The 23273-nt window shown below is 46.9% G+C and carries 22 protein-coding genes; 10 read left to right on the top strand and 12 right to left on the bottom strand.

Annotation, left to right across the window (positions count from 1 at the left end):
* The 6 genes from NDI33_RS23135 to NDI33_RS23160 form a co-directional block, all read left to right on the top strand.
* Positions 1 to 204: helix-turn-helix domain-containing protein (locus tag NDI33_RS23135; RefSeq protein WP_190672029.1), on the top strand; the 204-nt coding region annotated here is incomplete at its 5' end.
* Positions 205 to 961: 757 nt separating this feature from the next.
* Positions 962 to 1114, top strand: coding sequence for a hypothetical protein (locus NDI33_RS23140; protein WP_190414825.1), 153 nt, complete (start codon positions 962 to 964; stop codon positions 1112 to 1114).
* Between the two features lie 138 nt (positions 1115 to 1252).
* The gene (locus NDI33_RS23145) at positions 1253 to 1384 is read left to right on the top strand and encodes a hypothetical protein (RefSeq protein ID WP_277878397.1); all 132 of its coding nucleotides are present in this window, start codon (positions 1253 to 1255) and stop codon (positions 1382 to 1384) included.
* 64 nt (positions 1385 to 1448) lie between these two features.
* Positions 1449 to 2855 (top strand): CheR family methyltransferase, encoded by a 1407-nt coding sequence (locus tag NDI33_RS23150; RefSeq protein ID WP_199302267.1) that lies wholly within the window; start codon positions 1449 to 1451, stop codon positions 2853 to 2855.
* 227 nt (positions 2856 to 3082) lie between these two features.
* Positions 3083 to 4204 (top strand): AI-2E family transporter, encoded by a 1122-nt coding sequence (locus NDI33_RS23155; protein ID WP_190438344.1) that lies wholly within the window; start codon positions 3083 to 3085, stop codon positions 4202 to 4204.
* Between the two features lie 377 nt (positions 4205 to 4581).
* Positions 4582 to 4830 carry a hypothetical protein gene (locus tag NDI33_RS23160; RefSeq protein ID WP_190430724.1) on the top strand — a complete coding sequence of 83 codons (249 nt, stop codon included), beginning with the start codon at positions 4582 to 4584 and terminating at the stop codon, positions 4828 to 4830.
* A gap of 78 nt (positions 4831 to 4908) precedes the next feature.
* Here NDI33_RS23160 and NDI33_RS23165 read toward each other — a convergent pair whose 3' ends face one another.
* The 7 genes from NDI33_RS23165 to NDI33_RS23195 all read right to left on the bottom strand — a co-directional run bounded on the left by NDI33_RS23165 (position 4909) and on the right by NDI33_RS23195 (position 11876).
* Positions 4909 to 5541, bottom strand: a complete 633-nt coding sequence (locus tag NDI33_RS23165; protein WP_190672032.1) for a hypothetical protein — start codon at positions 5539 to 5541, stop codon at positions 4909 to 4911.
* A gap of 154 nt (positions 5542 to 5695) precedes the next feature.
* Positions 5696 to 6514: a hypothetical protein gene (locus NDI33_RS23170; protein WP_190536737.1), complete on the bottom strand. Its 819-nt coding sequence runs from the start codon at positions 6512 to 6514 to the stop codon at positions 5696 to 5698.
* A gap of 30 nt (positions 6515 to 6544) precedes the next feature.
* A complete protein-coding gene (locus NDI33_RS23175) occupies positions 6545 to 8023 on the bottom strand; it encodes a hypothetical protein (RefSeq protein WP_190672034.1) in 1479 nt (492 codons plus the stop codon).
* Between the two features lie 184 nt (positions 8024 to 8207).
* Positions 8208 to 8654: a hypothetical protein gene (locus NDI33_RS23180; protein WP_190430728.1), complete on the bottom strand. Its 447-nt coding sequence runs from the start codon at positions 8652 to 8654 to the stop codon at positions 8208 to 8210.
* A 173-nt stretch (positions 8655 to 8827) separates the two neighbouring features.
* Positions 8828 to 9424: a nucleoside triphosphate pyrophosphatase gene (locus tag NDI33_RS23185; RefSeq protein ID WP_190672037.1), complete on the bottom strand. Its 597-nt coding sequence runs from the start codon at positions 9422 to 9424 to the stop codon at positions 8828 to 8830.
* Between the two features lie 137 nt (positions 9425 to 9561).
* Positions 9562 to 10107: a photosystem II reaction center PsbP gene (gene psbP / locus NDI33_RS23190; RefSeq protein ID WP_190525091.1), complete on the bottom strand. Its 546-nt coding sequence runs from the start codon at positions 10105 to 10107 to the stop codon at positions 9562 to 9564.
* A 287-nt stretch (positions 10108 to 10394) separates the two neighbouring features.
* Entirely contained in the window at positions 10395 to 11876 is a 1482-nt protein-coding gene (locus tag NDI33_RS23195; RefSeq protein WP_190672039.1) for a cytochrome P450, read from the bottom strand.
* Positions 11877 to 12148: 272 nt separating this feature from the next.
* Here NDI33_RS23195 and NDI33_RS23200 point away from each other — a divergent pair, with 272 nt between their 5' ends.
* Positions 12149 to 12694, top strand: coding sequence for a hypothetical protein (locus NDI33_RS23200; protein WP_190672042.1), 546 nt, complete (start codon positions 12149 to 12151; stop codon positions 12692 to 12694).
* Between the two features lie 216 nt (positions 12695 to 12910).
* Here the strand turns inward: NDI33_RS23200 and NDI33_RS23205 are convergent, their stop codons facing one another.
* Complete coding sequence (locus tag NDI33_RS23205) at positions 12911 to 13768, bottom strand: hypothetical protein (protein ID WP_190672044.1); 858 nt, start codon at positions 13766 to 13768, stop codon at positions 12911 to 12913.
* A gap of 194 nt (positions 13769 to 13962) precedes the next feature.
* Here NDI33_RS23205 and NDI33_RS23210 point away from each other — a divergent pair, with 194 nt between their 5' ends.
* Positions 13963 to 14100, top strand: coding sequence for a hypothetical protein (locus NDI33_RS23210; protein ID WP_190433945.1), 138 nt, complete (start codon positions 13963 to 13965; stop codon positions 14098 to 14100).
* A gap of 25 nt (positions 14101 to 14125) precedes the next feature.
* Positions 14126 to 14836: an alpha/beta hydrolase-fold protein gene (locus tag NDI33_RS23215; protein ID WP_190672047.1), complete on the top strand. Its 711-nt coding sequence runs from the start codon at positions 14126 to 14128 to the stop codon at positions 14834 to 14836.
* Here NDI33_RS23215 and NDI33_RS23220 read toward each other — a convergent pair.
* Positions 14808 to 15641 (bottom strand): SGNH/GDSL hydrolase family protein, encoded by an 834-nt coding sequence (locus NDI33_RS23220; protein WP_190429049.1) that lies wholly within the window; start codon positions 15639 to 15641, stop codon positions 14808 to 14810. The two genes, NDI33_RS23215 and NDI33_RS23220, sit on opposite strands and share 29 nt — an antisense overlap.
* 496 nt (positions 15642 to 16137) lie before the next feature.
* Between NDI33_RS23220 and NDI33_RS23225 the strand changes: the two genes are divergently transcribed.
* Complete coding sequence (locus NDI33_RS23225; RefSeq protein ID WP_190672051.1) at positions 16138 to 16668, top strand: DUF2243 domain-containing protein; 531 nt, start codon at positions 16138 to 16140, stop codon at positions 16666 to 16668.
* A gap of 197 nt (positions 16669 to 16865) precedes the next feature.
* Here the strand turns inward: NDI33_RS23225 and NDI33_RS23230 are convergent, their stop codons facing one another.
* From NDI33_RS23230 to NDI33_RS23240, 3 genes are all read right to left on the bottom strand, one after another.
* Complete coding sequence (locus NDI33_RS23230; RefSeq protein ID WP_190525104.1) at positions 16866 to 18161, bottom strand: ATP-grasp domain-containing protein; 1296 nt, start codon at positions 18159 to 18161, stop codon at positions 16866 to 16868.
* Between the two features lie 339 nt (positions 18162 to 18500).
* The gene (locus NDI33_RS23235) at positions 18501 to 19454 is read right to left on the bottom strand and encodes an isoaspartyl peptidase/L-asparaginase family protein (RefSeq protein ID WP_190672054.1); all 954 of its coding nucleotides are present in this window, start codon (positions 19452 to 19454) and stop codon (positions 18501 to 18503) included.
* Between the two features lie 401 nt (positions 19455 to 19855).
* On the bottom strand, positions 19856 to 22990 hold the full coding sequence (locus NDI33_RS23240) for a plasmid replication protein, CyRepA1 family (RefSeq protein WP_190672057.1): 3135 nt from the start codon (positions 22988 to 22990) through the stop codon (positions 19856 to 19858).
* Positions 22991 to 23273: the final 283 nt, after the last annotated feature.

Consider the following 23273-nt stretch of genomic DNA (forward strand, 5'->3'; position numbering starts at 1 on the left):
CAGGAATTTATCGCCCAGATGTTGGGCACGCGCCGTTCTGGCGTCACGGTGGCGGCTGGCACCCTCAGCAAAGCGGGAACGATTCGCTACAGCCGTGGCAAAATCACCATTCTGAATCAAGGCGACTTGGAAGCGATCTCCTGCGAGTGTTATGGAATTATCAAAGCCGAGTTCGGTCGGTTGCTTGGCACGGAACACCGTTAGATGGCGTTGTACTAGATGGTGTTGCCCTAGATGCTGTTGCACAACTGCGGCTAGGATTAATGATTGGGCGAGCGTTGTATATAGGGTTTCTCTTTTGGATGCAATAGATTCGGAACCTCACCCCCAACCCCTCGACCTTCACGGAGAGGGGAGAATATTCAACCCTGGGTTCACGAATAGCTATCAAATTCATTCTTCAAGCGGGCGACGCTGGGTAAATGGCGGATAAATTCTTTTTAAATTGTTTGTTTTCTCGTATGTGCGAAAGCGGACAGACGGCGTTTGCGAGCGCGTTTATTGTTTAAATAGTACCAAGTGTAACTTGAGCTGAAACTGTCATTCTGCGCGGTTTCCTAAGCGCTACTAAGGGGAGCCAAGCACAAAGCGCACAATCGTAGTACATGGTGAGATGCTACCGTCACCATCACAAGAGACAGTTACACATCATTAGATAGACAGCTTTGAAGCTCCCTCGTGTTGCCAAGTATGAAGGCGAAGATGGCAACTGACAAATGTGATGAGTCTCAGCAAAGCTGAGCTAAAAGGGGTTTTTGACCACAAAACATGACTAGATGCCGATAAATCTTGTATGTTTCCCTAAATATGTGCGAAACCGGACAGACGTTACTGTTACTCGCGTTTATGCTTGAAATAGTCGAGTATTAAGTTCCTCTCGTGTCCCTTGTTGTCTCCTTTAACAGACGACTGAATTAGGGAGTTTCCATCTGTCAGGGTCAAAGGAAATAAGAGGTGTAAAATGAATAATTTAACAAGAATGCCTTTTACATATAATGATACGAACCAAGAAAAACTTTGGGGAAATGGTTGGAATAAACTAACTCCAAAGCAGAAAGAATTGGTTTCAGAAATTCTTAGGAATTTAAAACAAAGAAGCCTAGAAGTCTGGTAGTGCGACTCCCTGTTAAAAATAGGTGGATAATTATCTTTCAGAGTGCCTTGACCTCAAGGTTGGTTGCTTTGATACCAAGGGTCTAAAAACCTCTTCATCCGTTGGAATATCTGTTACTGTTCGCTCTACTTTGTGAGGATGAATCTAGAAGCATTCACCGCTAAAGTAATTACAGCGATCGCAATTTATCTAGATGATGCTAAATATCAAAAAAATAAACATCAAAATCCCGCCTTGCCCCGCAAGCGGGGCAAGGCGGGATCGATTTAGGACAATTGCTAAAAAATATACCTCTACTTGACAGGTCGCTACACTTTTACTTGTATAACGATAAATGATGCCAATATCACAATCAACTGCCTATACGACTCCGCCCCGGACTAAAGCAGCTTATGAGTTAGAAGCTTTGCTGGACTACATAAAGCGAAGTCGTGGTTTTGATTTCACCAGCTACAAGCGTCCTAGTTTGATGCGTCTGGTAATGAGCCGGATACAGAAAGTGGAAATCGACAGCTGTACAAAGTATATTGATTACCTAAAGGCGCATCCCCAAGAATTTACTCACCTATTTAACACACTTTTAGTCAATGTTACTTCTTTCTTCCGCGATCGCTCAGTTTGGGATTATTTGTCTCACGAGCTGATCCCTCAGATCGTTGCGAAGAAGGAACCAGACGAACCGATTCGAGTTTGGAGTGCTGCATGCGCTTCTGGAGAGGAAGCTTACTCGTTAGCAATCATCCTTGCGGAGATACTGGGAATCGAACAGTTCCAGGCGCGGGTCAAAATCTACGCCACAGATATCGATGAGGAAGCGCTTAAGCAAGCTCGTCAGGGAACTTATACGGCTAAGGAAGTTGCGGGGATTCCTCCCGCTTTGTTAGAGAAATACTTTGATAGCACTCCTAACAGCTACATTGTTCATAAGGAGTTGCGTTCTGCGCTACTGTTTAGTCGCCACAACTTGATTGAAGATGCGCCCATCTCCCGTCTCGATCTGCTGATGTGCCGCAACGCCCTGATGTATTTTAATCCCGAAGCCCAACGAAAAATCCAGTCCCGCTTTCACTTTGCGCTCCGGGATAGTGGCTTTCTCGTATTAGGTCATGCGGAGGGACTGCTCAACAGCCCTCAGACTTTCAGCACCGCAGATTTGAAGCGACGTGTTTATACAAAGACGCCAAAGGTGAATGTGCATCTGAATGCATCTGAGGTGCAGGACTCCAAACGCGATCGCATCCGCCAAGGTGTCCAGACTAGCCAAGGTGTCCAGACTAAAGGTGTCCAGACTAAGGGAGAGGAGTTGCGATCACCTACCCAGACAAGCCCTGAAAAGGCACTGAAGCCTCTAGAGAAGCAACCCTCATACTTCCAGCAAGAGTTGCAGCAAGAGTTGCAGCAAGCGTTCCAGCAAGTGTTCCAGCCAGAGTTCCAGCAAGTGTTTCAGCCACAGGTAAAACCCAAGCAACCCTCGTCTACCCATCAAGCGTTAACAACCGAGCAGATACAACTCCTGGTGCTTCAAGAAGAGCTAAAAACCGTTCAACAAGAACGTCTGGATCTCAAAAAACAGTTGAACAGGACTCAAGAGGAACTCCAGTCCACCCACGAACAACTACAGACGATGAATCAGGAGTTGCAGTCTCTCAGTGAAGAACTGTACCAGCGCAACGAAGAACTCAATCAAGCCAAAGCTTTGTTAAAGAAGATGACTCAACCTAAATTTCATGGAGTCGCCTAGCGCGTTGTGTCCCTCTTATCGCACTTCTCGTTGGGATGTAGTGCAATTTAACCCCATCCCTGCCCCTTTCCACTTGTGGAGATCGAGTTGGGGGTGAGGTTAGGAGTGTGTATTGCAACAAAGTGGCGCAAGTCTAAACAGAGGGATTTCTCGGTGACGCTGCAAGCCCACACGATAGCGCTATTCTTTGTGTAGGTAGTTTACACCTAACCTATCGCTACTAAATCATGTTCGAGCGGCGCACTGCGATTTCTCTATCGAATATCCTGCTAATTGTCGTCACCAGTTTGTTGGGAGTGTTGCTATGGCAGCTGCGGAGTCTCCTAGTCATCCTCATGGTTGCCGTAGTCATCGCAGCGACGATTTCCCCCCTCATCGACAAGGCTGAACGCTTGCAGCTTCCCCGGTGGTTGGCGGTCATTGTTGTTTATGTAACGCTAATTTCTGGCATCGTTGGGGCGGGATTGATTATTGGCCCTACCGTAGCCGCGCAGATTCAACTGCTTGCCGTCAATTTGCCAATATACATTGAAAATCTTCGGGCACTCATTCAGAAAATTGTAATCAGTTACAACGACGAGCGACCCGATTTAGTCAACCAACTCCTTGATACCCAAGCGCTGTCCAGGTGGGTGTTTCGTTCCAGTCAACAAGTCCTGCTGCGCTCTTACGACATCACCAGAGGAATTATTGGCGGCGTTTTTAGCTTAATTTTGGCTTTATTGATTTCCGGTTATATGGTGGCGGGTAGTCAAAACCTGGTTAAAGGTTTGGTGCAGCTATTCCCGTCGCCTTGGGATGAACGTCTGGAGGCTCAAGTGGCACCGATGAGCCAGCGGATGGGGAATTATATCCAAGGTCGAGTTGCGGTTTCAGGGATTTTAGGGGTAGCGATTACCCTTGGCTTAGGTTTTTTAGGGCTATCAGAGTTTGCACTCGGACTTGGCGTGATCGCTGGTTTCACCAATTTGATCCCCTTTGTGGGGCCAGTTTTGGGAGCCATTCCCGCTCTCATCGTGGCAGTTTCTCAAGGTGGGTGGACGTTCCTGTGGGTGCTGCTGTTGTTCGTGATTATCCAGAATGTGGAAACTTATGTCCTCGATCCGCTACTAGTAGGTTCTTCTGTGAAAGTCCATCCTTTGTATCAACTGCTGGGGGTGCTAGGAGGAACGCAGGTTTTAGGCATTCTTGGCGCGTTGATTGTTCCTCCTTGGGTGGCGGGTGCCGCTGTCCTGTTGGAAAATCTTTACTTAAAACCTAAATTGATAGCCGAAAATAAAGCGGGTGTTATCGTCGAAGCCTCACCTGATTCCACCGCTATTCCCCTCAAATCTTCAACAATGAAGTAGTCAATTCTGGGTCGTTTTTTTAACTTTGCTTACCTCTGCATTCTTTGCTGAACTCGGAACCTCACCCCCAACCCCTCTCCGTTCACGGAGAGGGGAGAATATTGAACCCCTCTGGGTGAAGGTCGAGGGGCGGGGGTGGGGTTAAACTTTACTGCCTCCAATAGAGAATTGCTATTCGCTGGATCTTGCATCCCTCTTAGGTTTCGTCTTATCAAACATAAAGTTTTACGACAGGTAGTTGATTTGATCGGCAAAAATTCCGTAGCATTTGTTACAGAAATGTTTTGAAAATAGCTTATCAGTGGAGGCTCTTAACTGCGACGGAGAGCAGTCAGCCAACTCTGAGTGCTGTTATCGCTATTGGAGGGGAAACAGATATGACATTGAATTATTGCGTACTTCCTTTGCTGTCTCGGACTAGAAGCTGGGCACCTCAAACCAATCGAACCCAGTCTCAGATGGATTATCAGGATTCGACTTGGGTACAGTTGCTAGAACTTCCCAACCCTTATAGCCACGATGAAGCGTTGCTACTTTGCCAGCAGTCTGAGGACGAATGGGTAGCATGGATTCCGGATCATGGTGAAGCGGTGCTGCATACAAGCCAGTTTATTAGAGTTCGTTAGAAGGATGCGAGTAGAGCGATCGCTACGCTTTATGCAACGCAACTCGATAAGCGATCGCATCACCTCCAACTCCTCTTGTTAAGGCACGAACCGCCCTAAAATGCCTTTCGCAATCTTTCTATCCCTCGGATTGGAAGAAAGCAAGCGCAACAACAATTGACGAAAAACCCAACGCCTCAGCAACGGCAAAAATAACAGCGACAGACGCTTAAAGCCTACTTGCAAGAACCATGCCATCGCCGCCGATGCTAACAGCGTCCATAAATTCAGGCGCTGTAAGTTAGAGATAACTGTTGCCGCCGTAGTTAGCAAAGAGAGCATCCAAGATAGCCCATTTAACCATAAGGCAATCTTGAGCTGTAGCTGATTGAGCAGTTGATCGATTAGCCAGTGGTGAGCAGTTGCGATCGCTAAACACCAAATAGAATCTTTAAGACAATCGTGGCGAATTTGGTGAATGATGTCTCCATCGAGAGCGATCGTACTCTGCATGACAAAGTTTTCCGCTACTGACTCTCTACTCTCCGCTTGCTCGTAGTGAGTGCAGAAAATCAGCCCAGACTGCAAGCAGCTTCCCGCATCTACTAGCGCATAAGAACGCAACTCTGCTAGCAAACGCCGGGAAATGGATAAGTTTTGTCCATTGGTTTTAGCTTGCAAAATTTGATCGAGGATGTTTTTATCTAAGTTGAATCTGATGAAATGAGACACTAACTGTCCCTTTGCGTCTTTGACTTCCTCGATTTGAATGCATGAATCTAAATTAAGAGGTTGCCTAAAGGAACCTGATATATAATTTCCCACTCCTTCTCAGCTCATCTTTCCTATTTTTTTTGCCTATTTTTTTGGCTCGGTTTTTTCAGGATTAATTGCGGTTTTTGAATAAATTTTTCATTGAGGAACTGCCTTGATTGACCAACGATTCCACTAAATTTACCATAAATTCTAATAACCCATGCCACTGTTTTTCACCCGCAGTAACACCCTGTCTGTGGATATCTAAAATGATATCTTTATGCTCGTGTTCAAAAAGTCTCTGATGATAGCGGTTGATAATATCTCCATCTAACTGAATGATTGATTGGGCATAAATCATATCGGTTGTTACTTCTTCAACCGGGTCTAATGCTTGCGATGCTTCGCTTTTTTGCAAAGACTTATTCCGATTATCCAGAGCTGCTTTCAGCTCATCAACTTTCCGCAAGCTCCGTAAAAATCTACTGTCATCGAGTAAGTTTTGAATCTTGTTAATCTCAACAGCCGGATTCGCAGAAGGACTCAGCGGGTTAGGCAGTTTTGTTTTTTGAATATCCAGTTCTGCTGTGGGATCGCTGAGAACTCGGACATATTCTCTGAGCTGTGAAGCATCCTGTTCTAAAAGTTTCTCCTCAAGGTAATACAAGCAATACTCTGTCTCGATTTGTTTACGCAGACTCAGATACCGAGGCCTTAGAGATGGATGGATTCCTGCCCTTTCCAAATAGGTTGTGGAAATTGGGTAAATATCTCGATACGCTTCCCAAGGAATAAACTTAGTCCCGCTAATATGATCCACGACCATTGTATTTACTTCGAGAGCCGTGATGTCGATTAGCACATCGGTCAGAGACTGCAAAAAGTTGTTAAAATTTTTCCGCAGGTTGGGATTAATCTCGTTGCTATTGGTATCTGGTGTATTGACCATCGTTGTATGAATCCAGTTTGGTTTTAATGATTATTTGGAGGGTGGTGGAGGCGATGGATTGTCAAATTCGTCTTCATCTTCTTCAAATTCATCAAACTCATCAAACGGCTTTGGCGGTGTTTGTGAAGGCGGTGTTTGTGAAAATAACGCCTCTTCAATGTTGACGGGCGATCGCGTATCTGACATCGGTGGAGAAGGCTGGGAAGGCTCCACGGGAGTGTCTCCAAACAAAACCGCTATGGGATCTGAAATGCCGCTAGGATTGCTGATATCGGGCGTCGTTGACGGCTCCTCATCTTCTTCCCAGCCATCGTCATTCTCATTCCAGACCTCATCTTCAACAGGCGCAAACCTCGCTGAGAAGGGGTGTGTCGGTTCCTCCTCGACTTCCACTTCTTCCCACTCCTCCTCGGTTCCCCAGTTTACCGCCGAGCCAAATTCCGACCTCCACCCTCGCTCAAACGGTGGTTCCTGGATGACGGCTTCTTCCCACTCTTGGGCACTCACGGCTGGCTCTACAGGGGTTTGGGAGGTCGCTGGGGGCAGGAAATCCGGGGGAAGCGCCGAGCCGAATTCCGGCGTCCACCCTGGCTGAAACGGTGGTTCCTGGATGACGGCTTCTTCCTCCTGCTCCTGGGCACTCACGGCTAGCTCTACAGAGGTTTGGGGGGTCGCTGGGGGTAGGAAATCCGGGGGAAGCGCCGAGCCGAATTCCGGCGTCCACCCTGGCTGAAACGGTGGTTCCTGGATGACGGCTTCTTCCCGCTCCTGGGCACTTACGGCTTGCTCTACAGGGGTTTGGGGGGTCGCTGGGGGCAGGAAATCGGGTGTGACGGATGGAGTAGGTGCAATGGCAGGAACGGTGTCAATCTCCACGCGGGGGTCAAATGCGATCGCATCTGTTGGCGACCCCTCAACAAGCGACACTTCAGGCTCAATCGTCACGATAGAAGCTGCGGTTTCGTCTGGTGGTAGGCGAGGATCAACTCTAGACTTGTCTGGAGGAATCGGGGCAGCTTTAGGATTCTGGTACCCGACTCTTACCAACATCCCAAATAACTTTTGCAAACTCTTGAGGTTGTCGTTGATAATCGCGCGGCTTTGCTGAACTTGCTCTAGATGGAATTGTCGCAGTTCGCTATAGGGGCCACTGTTGAGAAAGCGATCGCCAATCTCGTTGGTGATGTCGCCCTCAACGATATTAATCCGGGTCTGCATCCGGGAACCTGGTTGAGGCTGTTCTTCGCTTGTCCTGTCATCTACGTCGGCAGAGCTAACCCATGTGGTGATTTCTAACTCAATCGTCTCACTGAGTGCCGTAGAAAGTGCCTCAACAATTTTGCCAGCTTTGAGTTGTTGTTTGAATTTATCGCTTGCCGCCATAACCAAATTTCCAGCCAATTGTGAGTTGTCAATAGAAAGAGGACTGAGGACTGAGGTTTGAGGACTGAGGTTTGAGGACTGAGGACTGAGGTTTGAGGACTGAGGTTTAAAGTAACTAGGGTACAAGGCTTTTCAAAACGGAAATTAGAGGCGCAGTTTGTTTCAAGTTGATGTAGCCCCAAAGAATAAAGCGTCCTGATTTCAAGCCCCTATTTTTAAGTCTGGGGTATACTCAACACTCAAAACTCAGTCCTGAAGAGAAGCTTAACCTTTGACTTGCATTTATTTTGGCTCTCAAGTGTTCTGACTCTTAAGGATTATCTGAATCGATAGGAGGTAAAACTTGCTGTGGATTTGAACGCGATCGCGATCCTGGTATCTCAGACAGCGTGTTCGTTAAAACTGTAAACAGCTGTTGCAAGTTTGCCAGGTTTTCCTGAATAATTTCCCGACCTTCGTGAACTTGCTGGAGGTGAAATTCCCGCAGTTCGTTGTAGGGGCCGCTATTTAGAAATTCGCTGCCGACTTCATTTTCTATATCACCATCCACAATATTGATGCGGGTTCGCATACAGTGACCGGGTAAAGGTTGACCGGATAAAGATTGGTCTGTCCTCACCCCAGGCGAGGCATCTGAGTCAGCCGATGAAACCCAGGTGGTGATTTCTAACTCGATGGCTTCGCTGAGTGCCAAGGTGAGCGCCTCAAAAATTTTGCCAGCCTTGAGTTGTGCTTTAAACTCGTTACTTACTCCCATGAACAAAAGCCCTCCAAAAGCTTTGCCTTAGCCAATATTAGACACGCAGATCCTTTGCCTTAATCAAAAATCTAGGAACCTTAACAAATTCCGGAGCAATTCAAGAAAAAGGCACAAATCAATTATCAGTTGTTATTTGCTAGTAGCAATGGACAACAAACTTCTTTCATCCTTCATCTTTGCCAAAAATCGGTGACATCGTATCCCAGTTCACCGAACATCTGGCGAAGTAGTGACAAGCTCAGACCAATGACATTTGTATGGCAACCTTCCAGTTTGTCTACAAATAGTCCCCCTCTGCCTTCCAGGGCAAAGCAGCCAGCACATTTGAGGGGTTCGCCAGTGGCGACGTAGGCTTCAATCTGGCGATCGCTAGCATCGGCAAAATAAACTTTTGTGATGCCGCAGCGTACCACAGTTTTGTCTTGCTGCTGGTCAATTAAAGCATGACCCGTATAGAGTTCGCCGATTTGGGAGCGCATTTTTTGCCAACGGGCGATCGCTTGTGCTGCATCTGCTGGTTTCCCATGAATCTCACCGTTAACCAGCAACACCGAATCGCATCCCAATATCAAAGCATCTGGAAATTGACTCGCAACCGTTTCCGCTTTCCGCAACGCCAGAGTTTGCACCAATTCGGATGCAACGCTAGTTGAGACTTGGGATTCATCAAAATCACTAGGGCAAACCACCGGCTCGATTCCGGCACTTTGCAACAGGCGACGGCGAGCTGGAGAAGCGGAGGCTAAGACTAAAGTGGGAAGGGTCATCGTTCTGTTGTCAGTGGCGAATTGCTAATTGTCAACAAGTTTTAAGTGTTGAGTTTTGAATTAAATAATTCTCTTTTTGCCTCAACTCTTATCACTCTCATCACTTTTATGAGCCATTAGCCATCAGCCAATCGCTATCAATAGACGGAAAATGAACTAACGACTTGCTGTAACAATGGCTTCAACTTTTCCCAGCGTTTTTCTGTGGTAGAAGCGTTGAAGGTGACAAGTTTACCGCGACTGACAGCGATAGAGGCAAGATTATGGCGTTGCTGATTGGGGAGTTTGACGGTGTATTCCAGTATGTAATAAGTCTTAGAGTTAGATTCCAGCTTTTCAGCGTTCACTAATTCTGCCTCGCGTCCCGATCCTGGGGGTGCGATCGCGCTTTTTGATAATTTGTATCCCACTTCCGTCGGTGTCCCCAACTCAGCGAGGCTTTTCTCTGCCCCAACCGGGTTAATGACGACTGACACATTTTCAGAAGGCTCAATGATATCGTGGAACACCACATCGGCTCCACCCTTCACCTCGACTGGAAGCCAGCCGTTGGGATATAGGAACTGATAACCGTCGGTGCTATCTACATAGCTTTTTAAGCCACTGGTAGCACTGGCGACAGTGCAACTTTGCAAGCTTACGCTTAATACCACCAGTAGTAGTGCGGCAATCCGTTTTAGCATTTACCTCTTTCCTTGCAATTTTGTCACTAAGCGCCATTTGTCTCATTTTCCCACTTCCGGGGAACTTCAGTGGAAACAGCACCGAGAGAGCAAATGACCCGTGCCATCTCAAATAGCCGCAATTCTTTATTGGATGCAGTCCGGAACCTCACCCCTAACCCCTCTCCGTGAACGGAGAGGGGAAATATTGAACCCCTCCCCGTTCACGGGGAGGGGCAGGGGTGGGGTTCCGAGTGTCTATCGCCCAAGATTTTTTGTCCGAATGCGTCGCCCCTACTCGCACCGGATTATTCAGGCAATTTCACCATCTCTCGCACGTTACCGCGTACGCCACCCACTCCCTGGCTAAACTGACGATCTTGCTGATGGACGATCGTTGGTATCCCATATTTCGGTGCCATGACAATCACCCCAAAACGGTCAACCTTCAGATGGGGAATGCATTGCAGGCGGTAGCGTTGTAAAAGCATTGCCAGCACGATTTTGATTTCCATCATGGCAAAGGCTGCACCGATGCACATCCGAGGCCCAGCGCTGAAGGGATTGTATTCAAAAATAGTCGGTTCAAATCCTTCCCAACGGTGCGGATTAAAAACCGCCGGTTCTGGATAGAGTTCGGGCATCTGGTGAGTCTGGTAAATACTGACAAATACCTCCGTTCCCGAAGGCAAGGCATAACCACCGAGTTCAGTCGGTTGCGCGGTGACGCGCCCATTCCAGGGGACTGGCGGCAATACACGCATACTCTCTTTGATAACTCGCTCTAATAACGGCAATTGTTGCAATTGCTCGACTGTCGGCGCTTCACCATGCAGCACGCTTTCGAGTTCGTCGAGGAGATCGGCAAAAATTTGCGGATGTTGCGAGAGGAGGAACAGCGTCCAGGTAAGTGCATTGGAACTGGTTTCGTGTCCGGCTAAAAAGAAGACGCCAGTATGTCCCAGCAATTCATCATCGCTCAGGGAGAGGCCAGTTTCGGCGTCACGAGCTTGGATCAGCATCGACAGCACATCTCCATCGTCAGTGCCCTTTGCCCTTTTAGTTGCAATCAGCGATCGCATCTCGTCGTCAAGTTGGGCGATTAGATTCAGAAAGCGATGGTAGGGCAATCCTGGTAAGTCCACAGGGAATAGTGCCATCATGGGCGTTCCCAGCAAACCGACAGTATCCTGAAAAAGTTTCCCGGTAATGCCACCCATCTCGCCAACATCAGCACCAAACAGCGTTTTGGTCGCCACTCGCATTGTCAGCAGCCGCATAATCTGGTCAATGTCACTTTTTTCCCCAACCCGGATTTGATCGAGTACCGATTGGGTGATGGTAACGATATCGTTGCGGTAGGACTCGATGCGCTGTTTGTGAAAGGCGGGCATGAGAAGTTGACGAGCTTGCCGATGGCGATCGCTATTGATGCCAAAGAGTCCCACAGCAAAGTGCTTCAGGGGTTCTGTCCGCGCCGAGGCTTCCCGCCTGCGGTACAATTTTCCGGATAAGGGATGCTTATAATAAATCTCGTGCTGGGTCGTCACTTGGCGCACGAGTTCCGGGCCATAGACAAATACAGTACCAGGACAATTGGGGAGCGGTGAATAAAGATTTGTGCCCCCTCCATAAGTCAGGGAGACAACTGAGCCATAGGTTTGGAAAAGGTCGCGGGTATAGCCGATCGAGTCGGATGCGAAGCGATAAATATGGGTAGCACGTCCGAGAATGGGTCCTGGACGGGGGCCGGGAACGGTTAAATTAGGCTTTAGGGTGGTCGAAGTCATCGTAGTCTCCTTCGGTGATGACATCAAATCAAGCAAATGCGCGAACAGTCTGTAACTGTATGCGCTTAACCTTAACTCCCTCTTGAGGTTACTCGCTCCGTTGGGTCAACTATCTTCATCAACCAGAAGTTATTGCGATCGCGTTTTTGGTCGGGTGCCAGATAACTACGGCATAGGCGGTTTTATCGAGCTAACCGGAGTCAGGATGCATGGGCTTGTATCTCATCTAAGTGGCACTTATCTTGTTCAATGCCCTACAGGAGAGGACAAGCATGGGAACTGACAAAGATTCCAAAAAAGCAGAGCAGCGATATACCTCATTTGAACTTCAGGGCGTTTCCGTACATCTGAAAGAAACCTTCTGGATAACGGTTCTAGGCGTTTTTATGGTTATCCGGGGTGGAATGTTTTTGCTGAATCCTCAACTGGCAACCTTAGAATGCGAACGTCGCCAATCGTTAGGTATGTGTAAACTCGTGGTGTCGAGTTTGCGAGGGGAAACCGTGACTCCCTTCCCACTCGATCGATTAGAGAAAGCAAACGTTCAGAAACATGGAAAATCAACTCAGCTTGTCTTGCAAACATCTAACGGGAAACTCTACTTTCCAATGAATAACGGTTTTAGTTTTACAGAGAACAAAACCTCCCAGATCAATACATTTGTCCAAGATTCAAAAGCTAAGTCTCTAAAAGTTGAGCAGGATAATCGTTGGTACGTCTATCCGCTCGGAGCTAGTTTGATAATGTTAGGAAGTTTATCTCTCTGGTTTACCTTAAAGGATTTTCTAAATCAGTCTAAACGTCGCTCTAATTTTTAATCCTCTTTGCAAGCGCGAACTGACAAGTCAGCGCCTTCGCTATCGCGTGCTGGGTTGGGTGCGATATAACTATCGCATAGACGGGTTTCTACAGCTAAGTAACAGTTGAATAAATCGTTATGCCGCTCGCTTAGGAGCCGTCGGTGAAGCAACTTTGCAGAGGCGATCGCTTTTGCAGGGACGATCGAGTTGGGGCAGAAAAAATCAGATTCCCCCCTACCTTCGACAGACGATTGTTTCTGTTTTCCCCCGATTGGTAAATCGAACCTGTGAAACCGAAGTAACGATATGGAAGTTAAAGTTAGCGACACCTACACCTTTGTCTCCGATTACTTCTAAAGTCAATTCCCCCCTATGACCGGAACTCCCTGGATCGGAAATAATATAGTTTCTGCCTTGGGTCGGTGCCACAAGTTTCACGCTGCCTACTCGTTCTAGAATGGGCTGACAAGTTTTGATTGAGTTCACCACTTCCTTGTAATCCCCAAATTGTATGTACGCCCATTCCTGCCGAACTTCAGCAGGAGCTTTGACACTGGGGAAACTGCCGTTGTGAAGCCAGATTAAGGTTAAGGCGATCGCGCACGGAATTAAGGCTCTAAATAATAAAACGATTAGCGTGGAATTAGATTTACTTCGTTCATATCTACAAGCAATCCGAATTCCTAAAAAAGATAGCAAAAGTAAAATAGGCAAAATAATATATGGAGAATAAAGCAGGTACGGGATTGGGGTTAGGAAATTCAGGAAAAAGGGTAAACTGCCAACCAGTAAACCGATGATGCAACCCAACACCAAAAACGATGGCTCAATTGCAGATTTTCGGGTTAAAATCTGCTGAAATGCTAGAGCCGTCGTATAGACACCAAGAAGATATAGCCCAAGAGCGATAGTTGCCCCTAACCTAAACCACCCAGGAATGGTCATTGCCCGATAGTTGAAAAAATAAGAGTTCAGAGACGTGAAGATGCCGAGCCATGCATAGGAAAGCCCCACCAACACAGCCAGTAGCGAAACTATATTTTTGCTCACCAGACGATCGCTCCCAAAAGCACGTAGCTTCTCTGAATACATCTGGATCTTGATGTTTTACAGAATTTAACGCTCTATATCCCTCTGATGGGATCGACGTTCCAATTAATAACGGTTTTATCCTTTTCAAGAGCTAATAGGCTGATAAAACCCAGTAACTAAATCAGTCTGAATCTTCCCAAAGAGTAAGGCAGGAAACCGTTAAAAATCCTAGCGTGAAGGGATAGCTCTCACGGATGACTAGCGAGCCGGGGACGCTGCGCGATCGCTATGAGGCAATACAAAAGCTTTCCTGCTTATTGGACACGGCGACAACTACTCCGGCTTGGGGTAGCAGGCACGATCTTACCGTTCGCGGTCTCTCAACTCTCTAGTTGTTTGCAACAGAATTTATTGACAATGGAAAGTTCAAAGCAAGCTGATTCTTCCGCCACAGAAGGACGATTATTATCCCGTCCAACTCGCCCCACAGCAACCGCAACTCCCGGATTGCATCCCCTAGGACTGGACGGACAGCGGGATGGTTTCGTCTATGTACCCAAAACCTATCGGGCAGACCAACCCGCGCCACTGGTGTTGATGTTGCATGGGGCAGGAGGCGATTCAGAGGGGGCGCTGAATATCGTCCGCCATCTGGCAGATCCCTTCCAGACAATTTTGTTGGCAATAGACTCGCGCCGACAAACTTGGGACGTGATTCGGAGTGGGTACGGTGCCGATATTACTTTTATTGACCGGGCGCTGGCACAAACCTTCAGCCGTTACGCGATCGCGCCAAATCAGGTAGCGATCGCGGGTTTCTCTGATGGGGCTTCCTACGCCCTTTCAGTGGGCATTACCAATGGCGACTTGTTTAGCCACATCATTGCCTTCTCACCGGGATTCATGGCTCCTGCGGGACAGGAAGGGAAGCCGCAGGTATTTATTTCTCACGGGAAGGGGGACACGGTGTTGCCGATTGAGCGATGCAGCCGCCGGATTGTGCCGCAGTTACAACGGGCAAGCTATGACGTGCAGTATCACGAGTTCAATGGACCCCACACGGTTCCAGGCGCGATCGCTCAAGCTTCAATGGAGTGGTTTACCCAAACAGCACCGAAGGAGAATTGAGCATCCCTGCTTCTTGAATCGCGGCAAAGGCAGTTTCCCCTAAAATGCGATGAGTCGCTGTTGTTGGATGAATGCCATCCCAGAACAAAAACTGGTCTGGACTGCCAGAAGTCCCAGCGCCAGCCAAACAGGCATTGAGGACATTAGTAAAGCCAAACGCTGCCGGATTCGCGATCGCTTCTCGATACAGCCGATTGGCATCTAGAGTCGCAATCTGAAGGTCAGAATGCTGCTGAGCTACCTTAAGCGATCGCCTCAAACCTTGATTATGGGCTTGGGTTAATGCACTGAGTCTGGCAGCATTTGCACTGGTTCGGGTAGTCGGCAACTGTCCCAAATCGGGTAAGTTTACCACCAGGAGCTTTTTAGCACCCTTATCAGCCAGAGAAGCGATCGCTTTAGTGATATTTTCAACAGGAATTGTGGCTAGCTCGACTCCCTGTAAATAATCATTTCCCCCCGCCCATAGCACATACAGTGCCTCTGAATTCAGCGGTTGATGTGTTTGGATAAACGATTGCACTTGGGCTAGCAAACCAGGGACAAAACTGTTGCGATCGTTTCCAGAAGTTGCTCCTCCGTAAGCAAAATTTTTGGTTTGATTAGAGGCGAGATCCAGGCGCAGAGCCAGATACTCAACCCAAACCCGACCATTTGAGTAACGCCCCTGAAAGTAAGGTGGGTTGGGTGGATACATTCCTCCTGTCGCTCGGAACACCGTCCCCGCATCCGAGAGACTGTCACCAAACACATAGAGTTCTGTAATCGGATGAGTGTTCTGAATAGATGTTGTGAGTACAGCCATGACAAAAATCAGGTCTCAAGTCCTGCTGATAAAATTCTGTTCTTTCTTGGTTCTTTCTTGAAAGATCCGAAGAGTGCTATTTTTACCTGATTAAAACCAACTTCAACAATTATTGGTGGTTCTAATTTTCAGTAAAGATGTTGGCGATTTGTCGCTTCTCTAGGCTAACAAGCTGACTTCAGCAGCGGAGGACGCAACCGAATACTTTCTAGTGTGGATTTTGCCAATAGCCTAAAATGCGATCGCTGCTCAACGCCAGGGAATTAGCCCAGCTTGTATACCAAAAAACAATCGTCAATCCTCTAGGAGTTAGATGTAATTTCTGAGAGGAAGCGAAACAATTGAAGCAGCCTAATCCCGAAGATAGGTCTGTTTCCGCTTCCGTTTATTTTCTGGGAGTCAGATTCTTCTCCCCATCGTCAATAACGAACCGCACTCAAGAATTCGTTTTCGTTGCGAGTGATGTACGCGCTGAGGTTGTTCCAGAGGTATTGCCATGACTTCAAACCAAACTACATCCCAGGCGAGTAGCCAAGAAAATTCTTCCGTCCATCAGCGCGATCGCCGCCCTCTAATTGTGGCTGGTATTGTGTTAGGAATGAGTCAGGCTGGATTTTTTGATGGGATTGTCATTCATCAATTATTACAATGGCATCATATGTTTTCCAGTGTTAAAACTGATGCTACCGTTGCCGGTTTGGAACTAAATACTCTTGGCGATGGGTTGTTTCATCTGTTTGATTGGCTATTAACATTAATTGGGCTTTTTCTGTTTTGGCGAGCCGCAAAACAAAGTCATTCTTTGTCAGCACCAACCTTTATTGGTTCACTATTACTAGGATTTGGAGCGTTCAATCTTATTGAAGGAGTTATCGATCATCAGATTTTAGGCATTCATCATGTCAGACCGGGTTCGCATACGTTAGCTTATGATATTGGCTTTTTAGTGATTAGTTCCTTAATCGCTAGTGCTGGTTGGATAGTATTGCAATCAGCAAAATCGAATAAAAATGAAGCTGAAACGTAGAAGTTTGAGCGAGTCAGTATTGAGAACAGTCATTATTGCTTACTAGACAGACCTTTCTATAAAGCAGTCCTAACTGATTCGTGAACGTCAGATCCCCGACTTCTTAGGGAAGTCGGGGATCTGAATAGATAGAGTATAACTATTGACAAAAATTCAACAGTTAATATCCGATATTTAAACCAGCTCTCCAGTAACCCCTAACTGAGTATGTGTAATCCTTTATGTTGTAAACTCTGCTCGATCTGTTGCATTTCTTCGGTCGTTTCTCCAGCAACAATTCCGTAAATTTCGGTGTAGATTTTCCCGTATTTAACCTTCTCCAAAGCTGACAATATCGTAAAGTCCTTACGCTCCAATTCTGGTTTCAACGTGGCAAGAATGGACTCTAATGTCCCATCCATCCGATAATCGCTAGAATACTTAGCGACTTCTTTTCCCAGTCCCAGCAAAGTATGACGCTGTAAGCAGAGTGGAGTCGATCCATTCACTCGAAAATTGGCATCGATTGCATAGAGTTGTCCGTCTTTATCTTCCAATACATCAAAGCCAATCACGCCGAAATACCCTTGTTGATGAGCATACTTACCAACCGCAGCAATCATCTCAAAGAACTTGCTCATGTCGGTTTCTCGGTAGTGAATGAGTCCTCCTAAATAATTGCCTTCTGGAGTGACAAGTTGAGTTGTAGTGCCAATCAGCGTAATCTCTCCTGTCTTGCTGACATAGAACTGCACGCAGTAGTTCTGCACTTCATTCTTGACAAATTCCGAAACAATAATCGTATCCACGAACTTAATCTCTAGGTATTTCCTTAATTCGTGCAAGCAGTAGTTTAACTCGCTGGCGCTTTTGATAATATAAGTACCTTCGCCTGAGAGTCCGTGGGAGGTTTTGATCAAGTATGGGAATTGTGGTAGCTGAATGTCTTCCAGGCTAATTTGGTGCAGATTGTAGGTTTTATATTTTGGACATTGTATTCCCAGATCGGCTAGCGCTACTTTGCTAAGCAAGCGGTAGTGAGTATCCGGATGAACAGCGTGTTTTTCTGGTTTGAGATGATCGAAGGGAAATAGAGTGATGAGTTTGTCAAAGCGATCGCTTTGAGATTCTTCCGGAGTATCTATCTGGCTGAGTTCATCCAGATAAGTTGAGCAGTCTATCCTCTCTATGTTTTTGTAGCTGAAACCAAAATGTTCCCGCCAATAGTTAATCAGCGCGTCTTCTGGCGAACTGATGATAACTCCTGGAAGGAGATCGCCTAACACCGCTAGATTTTTCCAAGGTTCCTTCTGGCAAATTTTATCGAAGGAAGTTTTGGTGGCTTCACTACTACCGTCTTGAATATAGTATTTTTTATTGTTAGGGTAAGCAGCCCAAGTCGCAGTCGCCGGGTAATTTAGGATAAATGCATACCGCCCATCTGTGATGTCTTGAGCAAACAGATCGGAAAGAGAATTCCCTTGAAAGTATTGAAAGTCGTATGTTGAGTTCATAAAAAATTACCCCTATGAAGCAAAAGCAGGCTGCACAGCAAACAATCAGTATTCTCTCAATAAACCAATTTTTCTATCATCTTCCTAGGGAGTATTCACTTCAGGAGAAATGGGAATATAAGCAAAGCTGATAAAATGCCCACACAACTTTTAGTTAGAGAATGAATTGTTATCATTCAGCAATTTGAGCTTTTCTAGCTACTTGCATCACCGCCTCAATCTGAGCTGAACTGAATACGAGATACCCGACTTCTTGGAGAAGTCGGGTATCTGAACTGCTAGCATCTCACAAAGGTTGGGGTGGGGTTCCATCCCGTCTTAAATGGGTAGCCAACTCGATTATGCGGCTGGTGAGTGAGTCGTCTGCATCTGTTCTGTATGTAGCTCAAAGGATGCTACTTTTGAGTTGTTTTCTTCTTCTTTCTTGATAAACGCCACTGGTTTGTCCATTTCTGCGGTCATATAAGCTACCGCCATGTCAGACGAGTTGTACGACCACCCAATACGTCCCTGACGGTCTATCAGGATGCAGCCAGCCTCTCCTTCAACCTTAGAGACAAGAGTGTCAATCGCCTTCTGTGCTGCTTCCTCTGGATGGGTGTCTCCAGCCAAAAAATCAATCGCTGTCTTGGCAAGAACCACTGGGATAATTGACTCGCCATCACCCGTCGTTGAGCAACCGCCCAAGTGGTTATCAGCGTATAAGCCGCAACCAACCAGGGCTGTGTCGCCAACGCGACCTTGTGGTTGACCTGTAGTGCCCCCAGTGGAGGTTCCGGCAACTATGGTGCCGTTAGCATCTAGAGCTACACAACCAACGGTGTTGGGGCGATCGATAACTTCTTGCTCCTCTTCCCACTCCTGTCGCTGCTCCTCACTGATCAGGTCTTCTTTTGCACACATCTCCATCTCGTGTTCAGCAGCGAAGCGTTCGCCGCTCCGCGCTACTAGGAACCGGGCTTTTTCATCCATAATCTTGTGTGCCACCGAGATTGGATGACGCACTCCTTGAACTGCTGCTACCGCTCCCCAACCCAATCGATCGCCCTCCATCATCGCCGCGTCTAGCTCTACCTCTCCTTCACTGTTGAGAGTTGCACCAAATCCGGCGTTAAACGTCTGGTCAGTTTCGAGAACACGGATGGCTGCCTCAACGGCTTCTCCAGCACTGCCTCCACTGCGAAGCACTGTCCAACCTGCTTCTACTGCTGCCAAGCAGCCTGCATGATTGGCTTCAACCTTGCCCTCTGTAATGGTTTTTGCTCCACCATGAACAATTATGCTTATTGTCATACGTGCCTATTTCTAAATTCTGGTTAGATGTATGTAAATGCGATCGCGCAAACGGCTTTGTGAAACAATCGCACTCATCCCTGCGTTAGCCTAAGTAAGCCTAAGCACCTAGCAGCGTAAAGAAAGACTGCTTAGGGAGCTTGCTCAGCTAAAGCCGGGTTTGGCTATTGACCCGATTGCGATCGCTGTGTCTAGTGGTTGGAATTCCCTACAGGTAATATTCCCTGTCGTTTGTTCCCTGTTTTACATTTAAGGGCAGCCTTTAACTTACAGCTTCATCCCTATAGAATGTCTTACTTGCACTTAAGGCTGAATTCTGTATGAACTAAATTTGTAACTTTAAATACAAAAACTCTTAAAATTGCTGGTTGTTGCATCGGTGTTGCTCCCCGTTCATCCGTTTATCGCTGGGAATGAAATAGCGCTGGTTTGCATGGGGTAGTACATCTTTCAGACTTCAAGGTGAAAACTCTCTGGTTGGAAACACTCTCCTCTATCAAGCCTTCCCTGTAACGCCACGCTTCAAAGATTTCGTTCCTGCCATCATCAAGAGTTTTTGAGTCAATTCTATAAACTTTTATTTGATTTTTATATCCATTTTCTTTTCTTTTAAATGACCTTAGCTTTAATCCGAGTAAATTCAAAACCTTGCTAAGCACTTTTATGCAATTTAGGCGCTCTTTTTCGGTTTCCATCGGGATGCTGATTCCGATAGCACGTTTAATGTGTTTGCTACACCGGAGTGCAGTCGCTTTGAGTTCAACTAAGTCTAAATCAGTTTCTTTAAATTCACGCTCCGAATGGATAAATTGCAGCACTCCTAATGCTCTAAGTGCCTCTATTTTCAAAGTGTAAGTATTCAAATCTGGCAGGAAAACTTTACCCTCGCCTCTTTCCAACTGCTGATGCCATTCTTGTTGATCTTGTAGTTGAAAATACTCGCTTTCGTGAGTCAAATAGTAGTGAACCAACAACTGTGAATAATATCCCCGATCGTCCCGTAACTTTAATTGAGGAGTCACTTCTACCCCATAGCGCTGTTTCAAGATGTATTTCTGCACTTGATTTCGCTCCTCATCTGTCAAAGAACGCTTGGTTAACAGACGCTCATATTCTCTGCGCTCAATGTCTAGAGAATTCGCAACTGCACTCGCTGCTTGTAATTCAATTTGATTCCGAATTTTGACAATTTGATGCTTGATAGATTTAGTCTTTTTGCGGCGCACTTCAAATTCTTGTTGAATTTTAACAATTTCTCGAACCAGCTTCTTAGAAGTTTCCCAATCGCGAGGAGCTGCTGCTAAAAGCGCCATCCGTAGCTCTCTGAGACGCTCGTGAGGGGGAGCATCGCTCATGACATTTACCTGATGTCCTTCAGCGATTAATCCTTCTAACATCGATTGACGGTACATAGTAATCGAAGCATTTACTCTGGCTGCAAATTTTGCCCAACTTCTGAGGTGAATTAAGTCATAAACTAAAGGCAAATCAACATCAACTGGATGAAGCGGACTCATCAAAGCTAGGTTTTCTTTCTGATTTTCCTGGTACCAGTGAGACAGTACCCGATAATTCTTACTACCACTGCCAATCATGCCAATGCCTCGTTTGGCACACCAAACAATTCGCGGCACGCTCTGACGAACTCTGGCTAATGCTTGTCGTGCTTCCGAGTCGGGAATTACGCCTTGAAAAATTCCATAAACCCGGTCGAAATGTTCCACGTCAATGCTGACTCCCGTACCAAGGCTAGGAGTTACAAAAACTGCGTCATAGTCTAAGGCTTTTTGGTTGATAGCTTCAACAAAATTGACCGCCTCATGACCAGGAGTGCTGGTTGTTTGAGAACTAACTACTAAGGTCTTGGGGTATTGTCGAAGGAACTGTTCTAGACGTTGTTTGATGTAGCGATCGATGGTTTCTGAACTGTAACGACCGGAACGACTATCGGTTGTGACATAACACTTCCGTCCGGCTATCAGATCGAGTTCCAACTGTTGTATTAGCAGGGTTGGGTTTGGGGTGTTGTGAAAGGTGACATCCCAGCCATCAGGCTTCCACTCATTTAATACAACCCACGGCTCAATTTTAATGCCTGCGAGTCCTTTCAGGTAGTCTAAGGAAAGGTCTGATAAGTCAGCATCTTGGGCAATAACCAAACCGCCAGTTTTCAGCACGGTGGAGATTAGCTGCTGGAAGACTCTTAATATCTTGATTCGCTTGTCTTTACAAGTGTCGCTGTTGAGGAGATGCCATAAGGATTGCTCAACTTCATCCAGAATCACGATCGCGCCTTGCCAATGTTCTGGGTTCAGCTTCCAAATGGAATCAATACAGAGTCCTAAAGATGGGGCAATGGGTAATAAGTTATCCGGGTTTTTATCCCGTTTTTCGAGTGTGCGGTGATTAATCCAATTCACTCCGATTTTTTCGCATAAGAACTGCCCTAGTTGGATTCTATGGGTGAGTAGCAGAACGCGATCGCCTCTATTTTTCGCTTCTTGGATTAGCGATACCAATGCGGTAGTTTTCCCGGTTCCTTTAGCAGACTTGATTCCGACTAATCCAGAGGTGGGAAAAGGCAATTTTTCCAGGTAGCGACGGTTGAGGGTGAGTGCGGGGGAATAGGTTAACTCGGTGTGGGGTTTGCTTTTGGCAAGGTCAGTTTCTAAGGTGAGGCTGGCTTCATAGACGGCCTGGAAGGCGGCAGCACCTTGGGCGACCATAAAATCATCAACGCCTTTTTCTAAGCCGGGAAGCCGGATAATTTTGACCGGGCAATTTTGTGCTTCTAACAGTTCGCCTAGTTGAGTTTGCGCTTGATTGACTGCCTTAATGGTTTTGGGTTGAGTTTCGTAGTCAAAGCAAATGAAAAAGGGGCGCTTGAGCCGAGTGAAGGCGAGAAGGTCTGGAATTAATTGTCGGCTAAGAACATTGCCTTGAAAGTCTTTGGTGACGCGGTAGCCGCTAGTAATGCCCGGTAAAGCGATCGCAGCATATCCTTGGGTTAACAAAGCCGCTGCTTTTTTGGCTCCCTCGCAAAGGATTGTAGGAATTTTCATCTCCAGCACCCACTGCCAAAATCCCAGCGCTTCTCCAGTTTGAGCGATCGCAATCTTCTCTGGCATGGGGACACCGTAGCGGGATGCCGTCTGCTGCCAGATATGAAGCGGCACTCTCAGACAAAAAATCCGTGTCGGCGTGCAGGGCGGATGCTCGTACTTGATGAGTTTACCCTTTTTATCTGGTCTGGGATGGTTCGGCTTATAACACCCCCACTCCATCAACCGCCAATCGTTAAGGGGATCGAGTCCCGAACACCACCAGCCTCCTTTCGCCCCATGAGCATAGCGATGCAGCCACCAACTGCTCACCATCCCAGTATTCGTCCGGGGAATGCGATTGGAGATCAACAAATACTCATAAAAGGCATCTCCTTCCAATGAGATGAAGTTGAGTAAAGCCAGATCGCGGTCAATGCCGCTGTCTAAGGCTAATTCCTGAAAGTGTTTGGGGTTTAGGCTGGGTGGATGCATTTGGAGGAGTATAAAACTCTTGAGACATCAACGGATCTAAAACCGTACCACGAACCAGCCGATTAAACAGCTAAAGTGTGGAGGCATAATTCACGGACAAAACTCCTGAAACCCTTGGAAAATCGTAGGTTTTTCTGGTGCCGTTACCTAACAAAGCGCACCAAGGCGAGAAATTTCGGAACCTCACCCCCAGCCCCTTGACCTTGACGGAGAGGGGATCTTGAATTCCTCCTCGTTTACGGGGAGGGGCAGGGGTGGGGTTCAACCGTACTGCACCCAAATG

Origin of the sequence: Trichocoleus sp. DQ-A1, from assembly GCF_039961955.1 — a bacterium.
Lineage (GTDB): Bacteria > Cyanobacteriota > Cyanobacteriia > Cyanobacteriales > FACHB-T130 > FACHB-T130.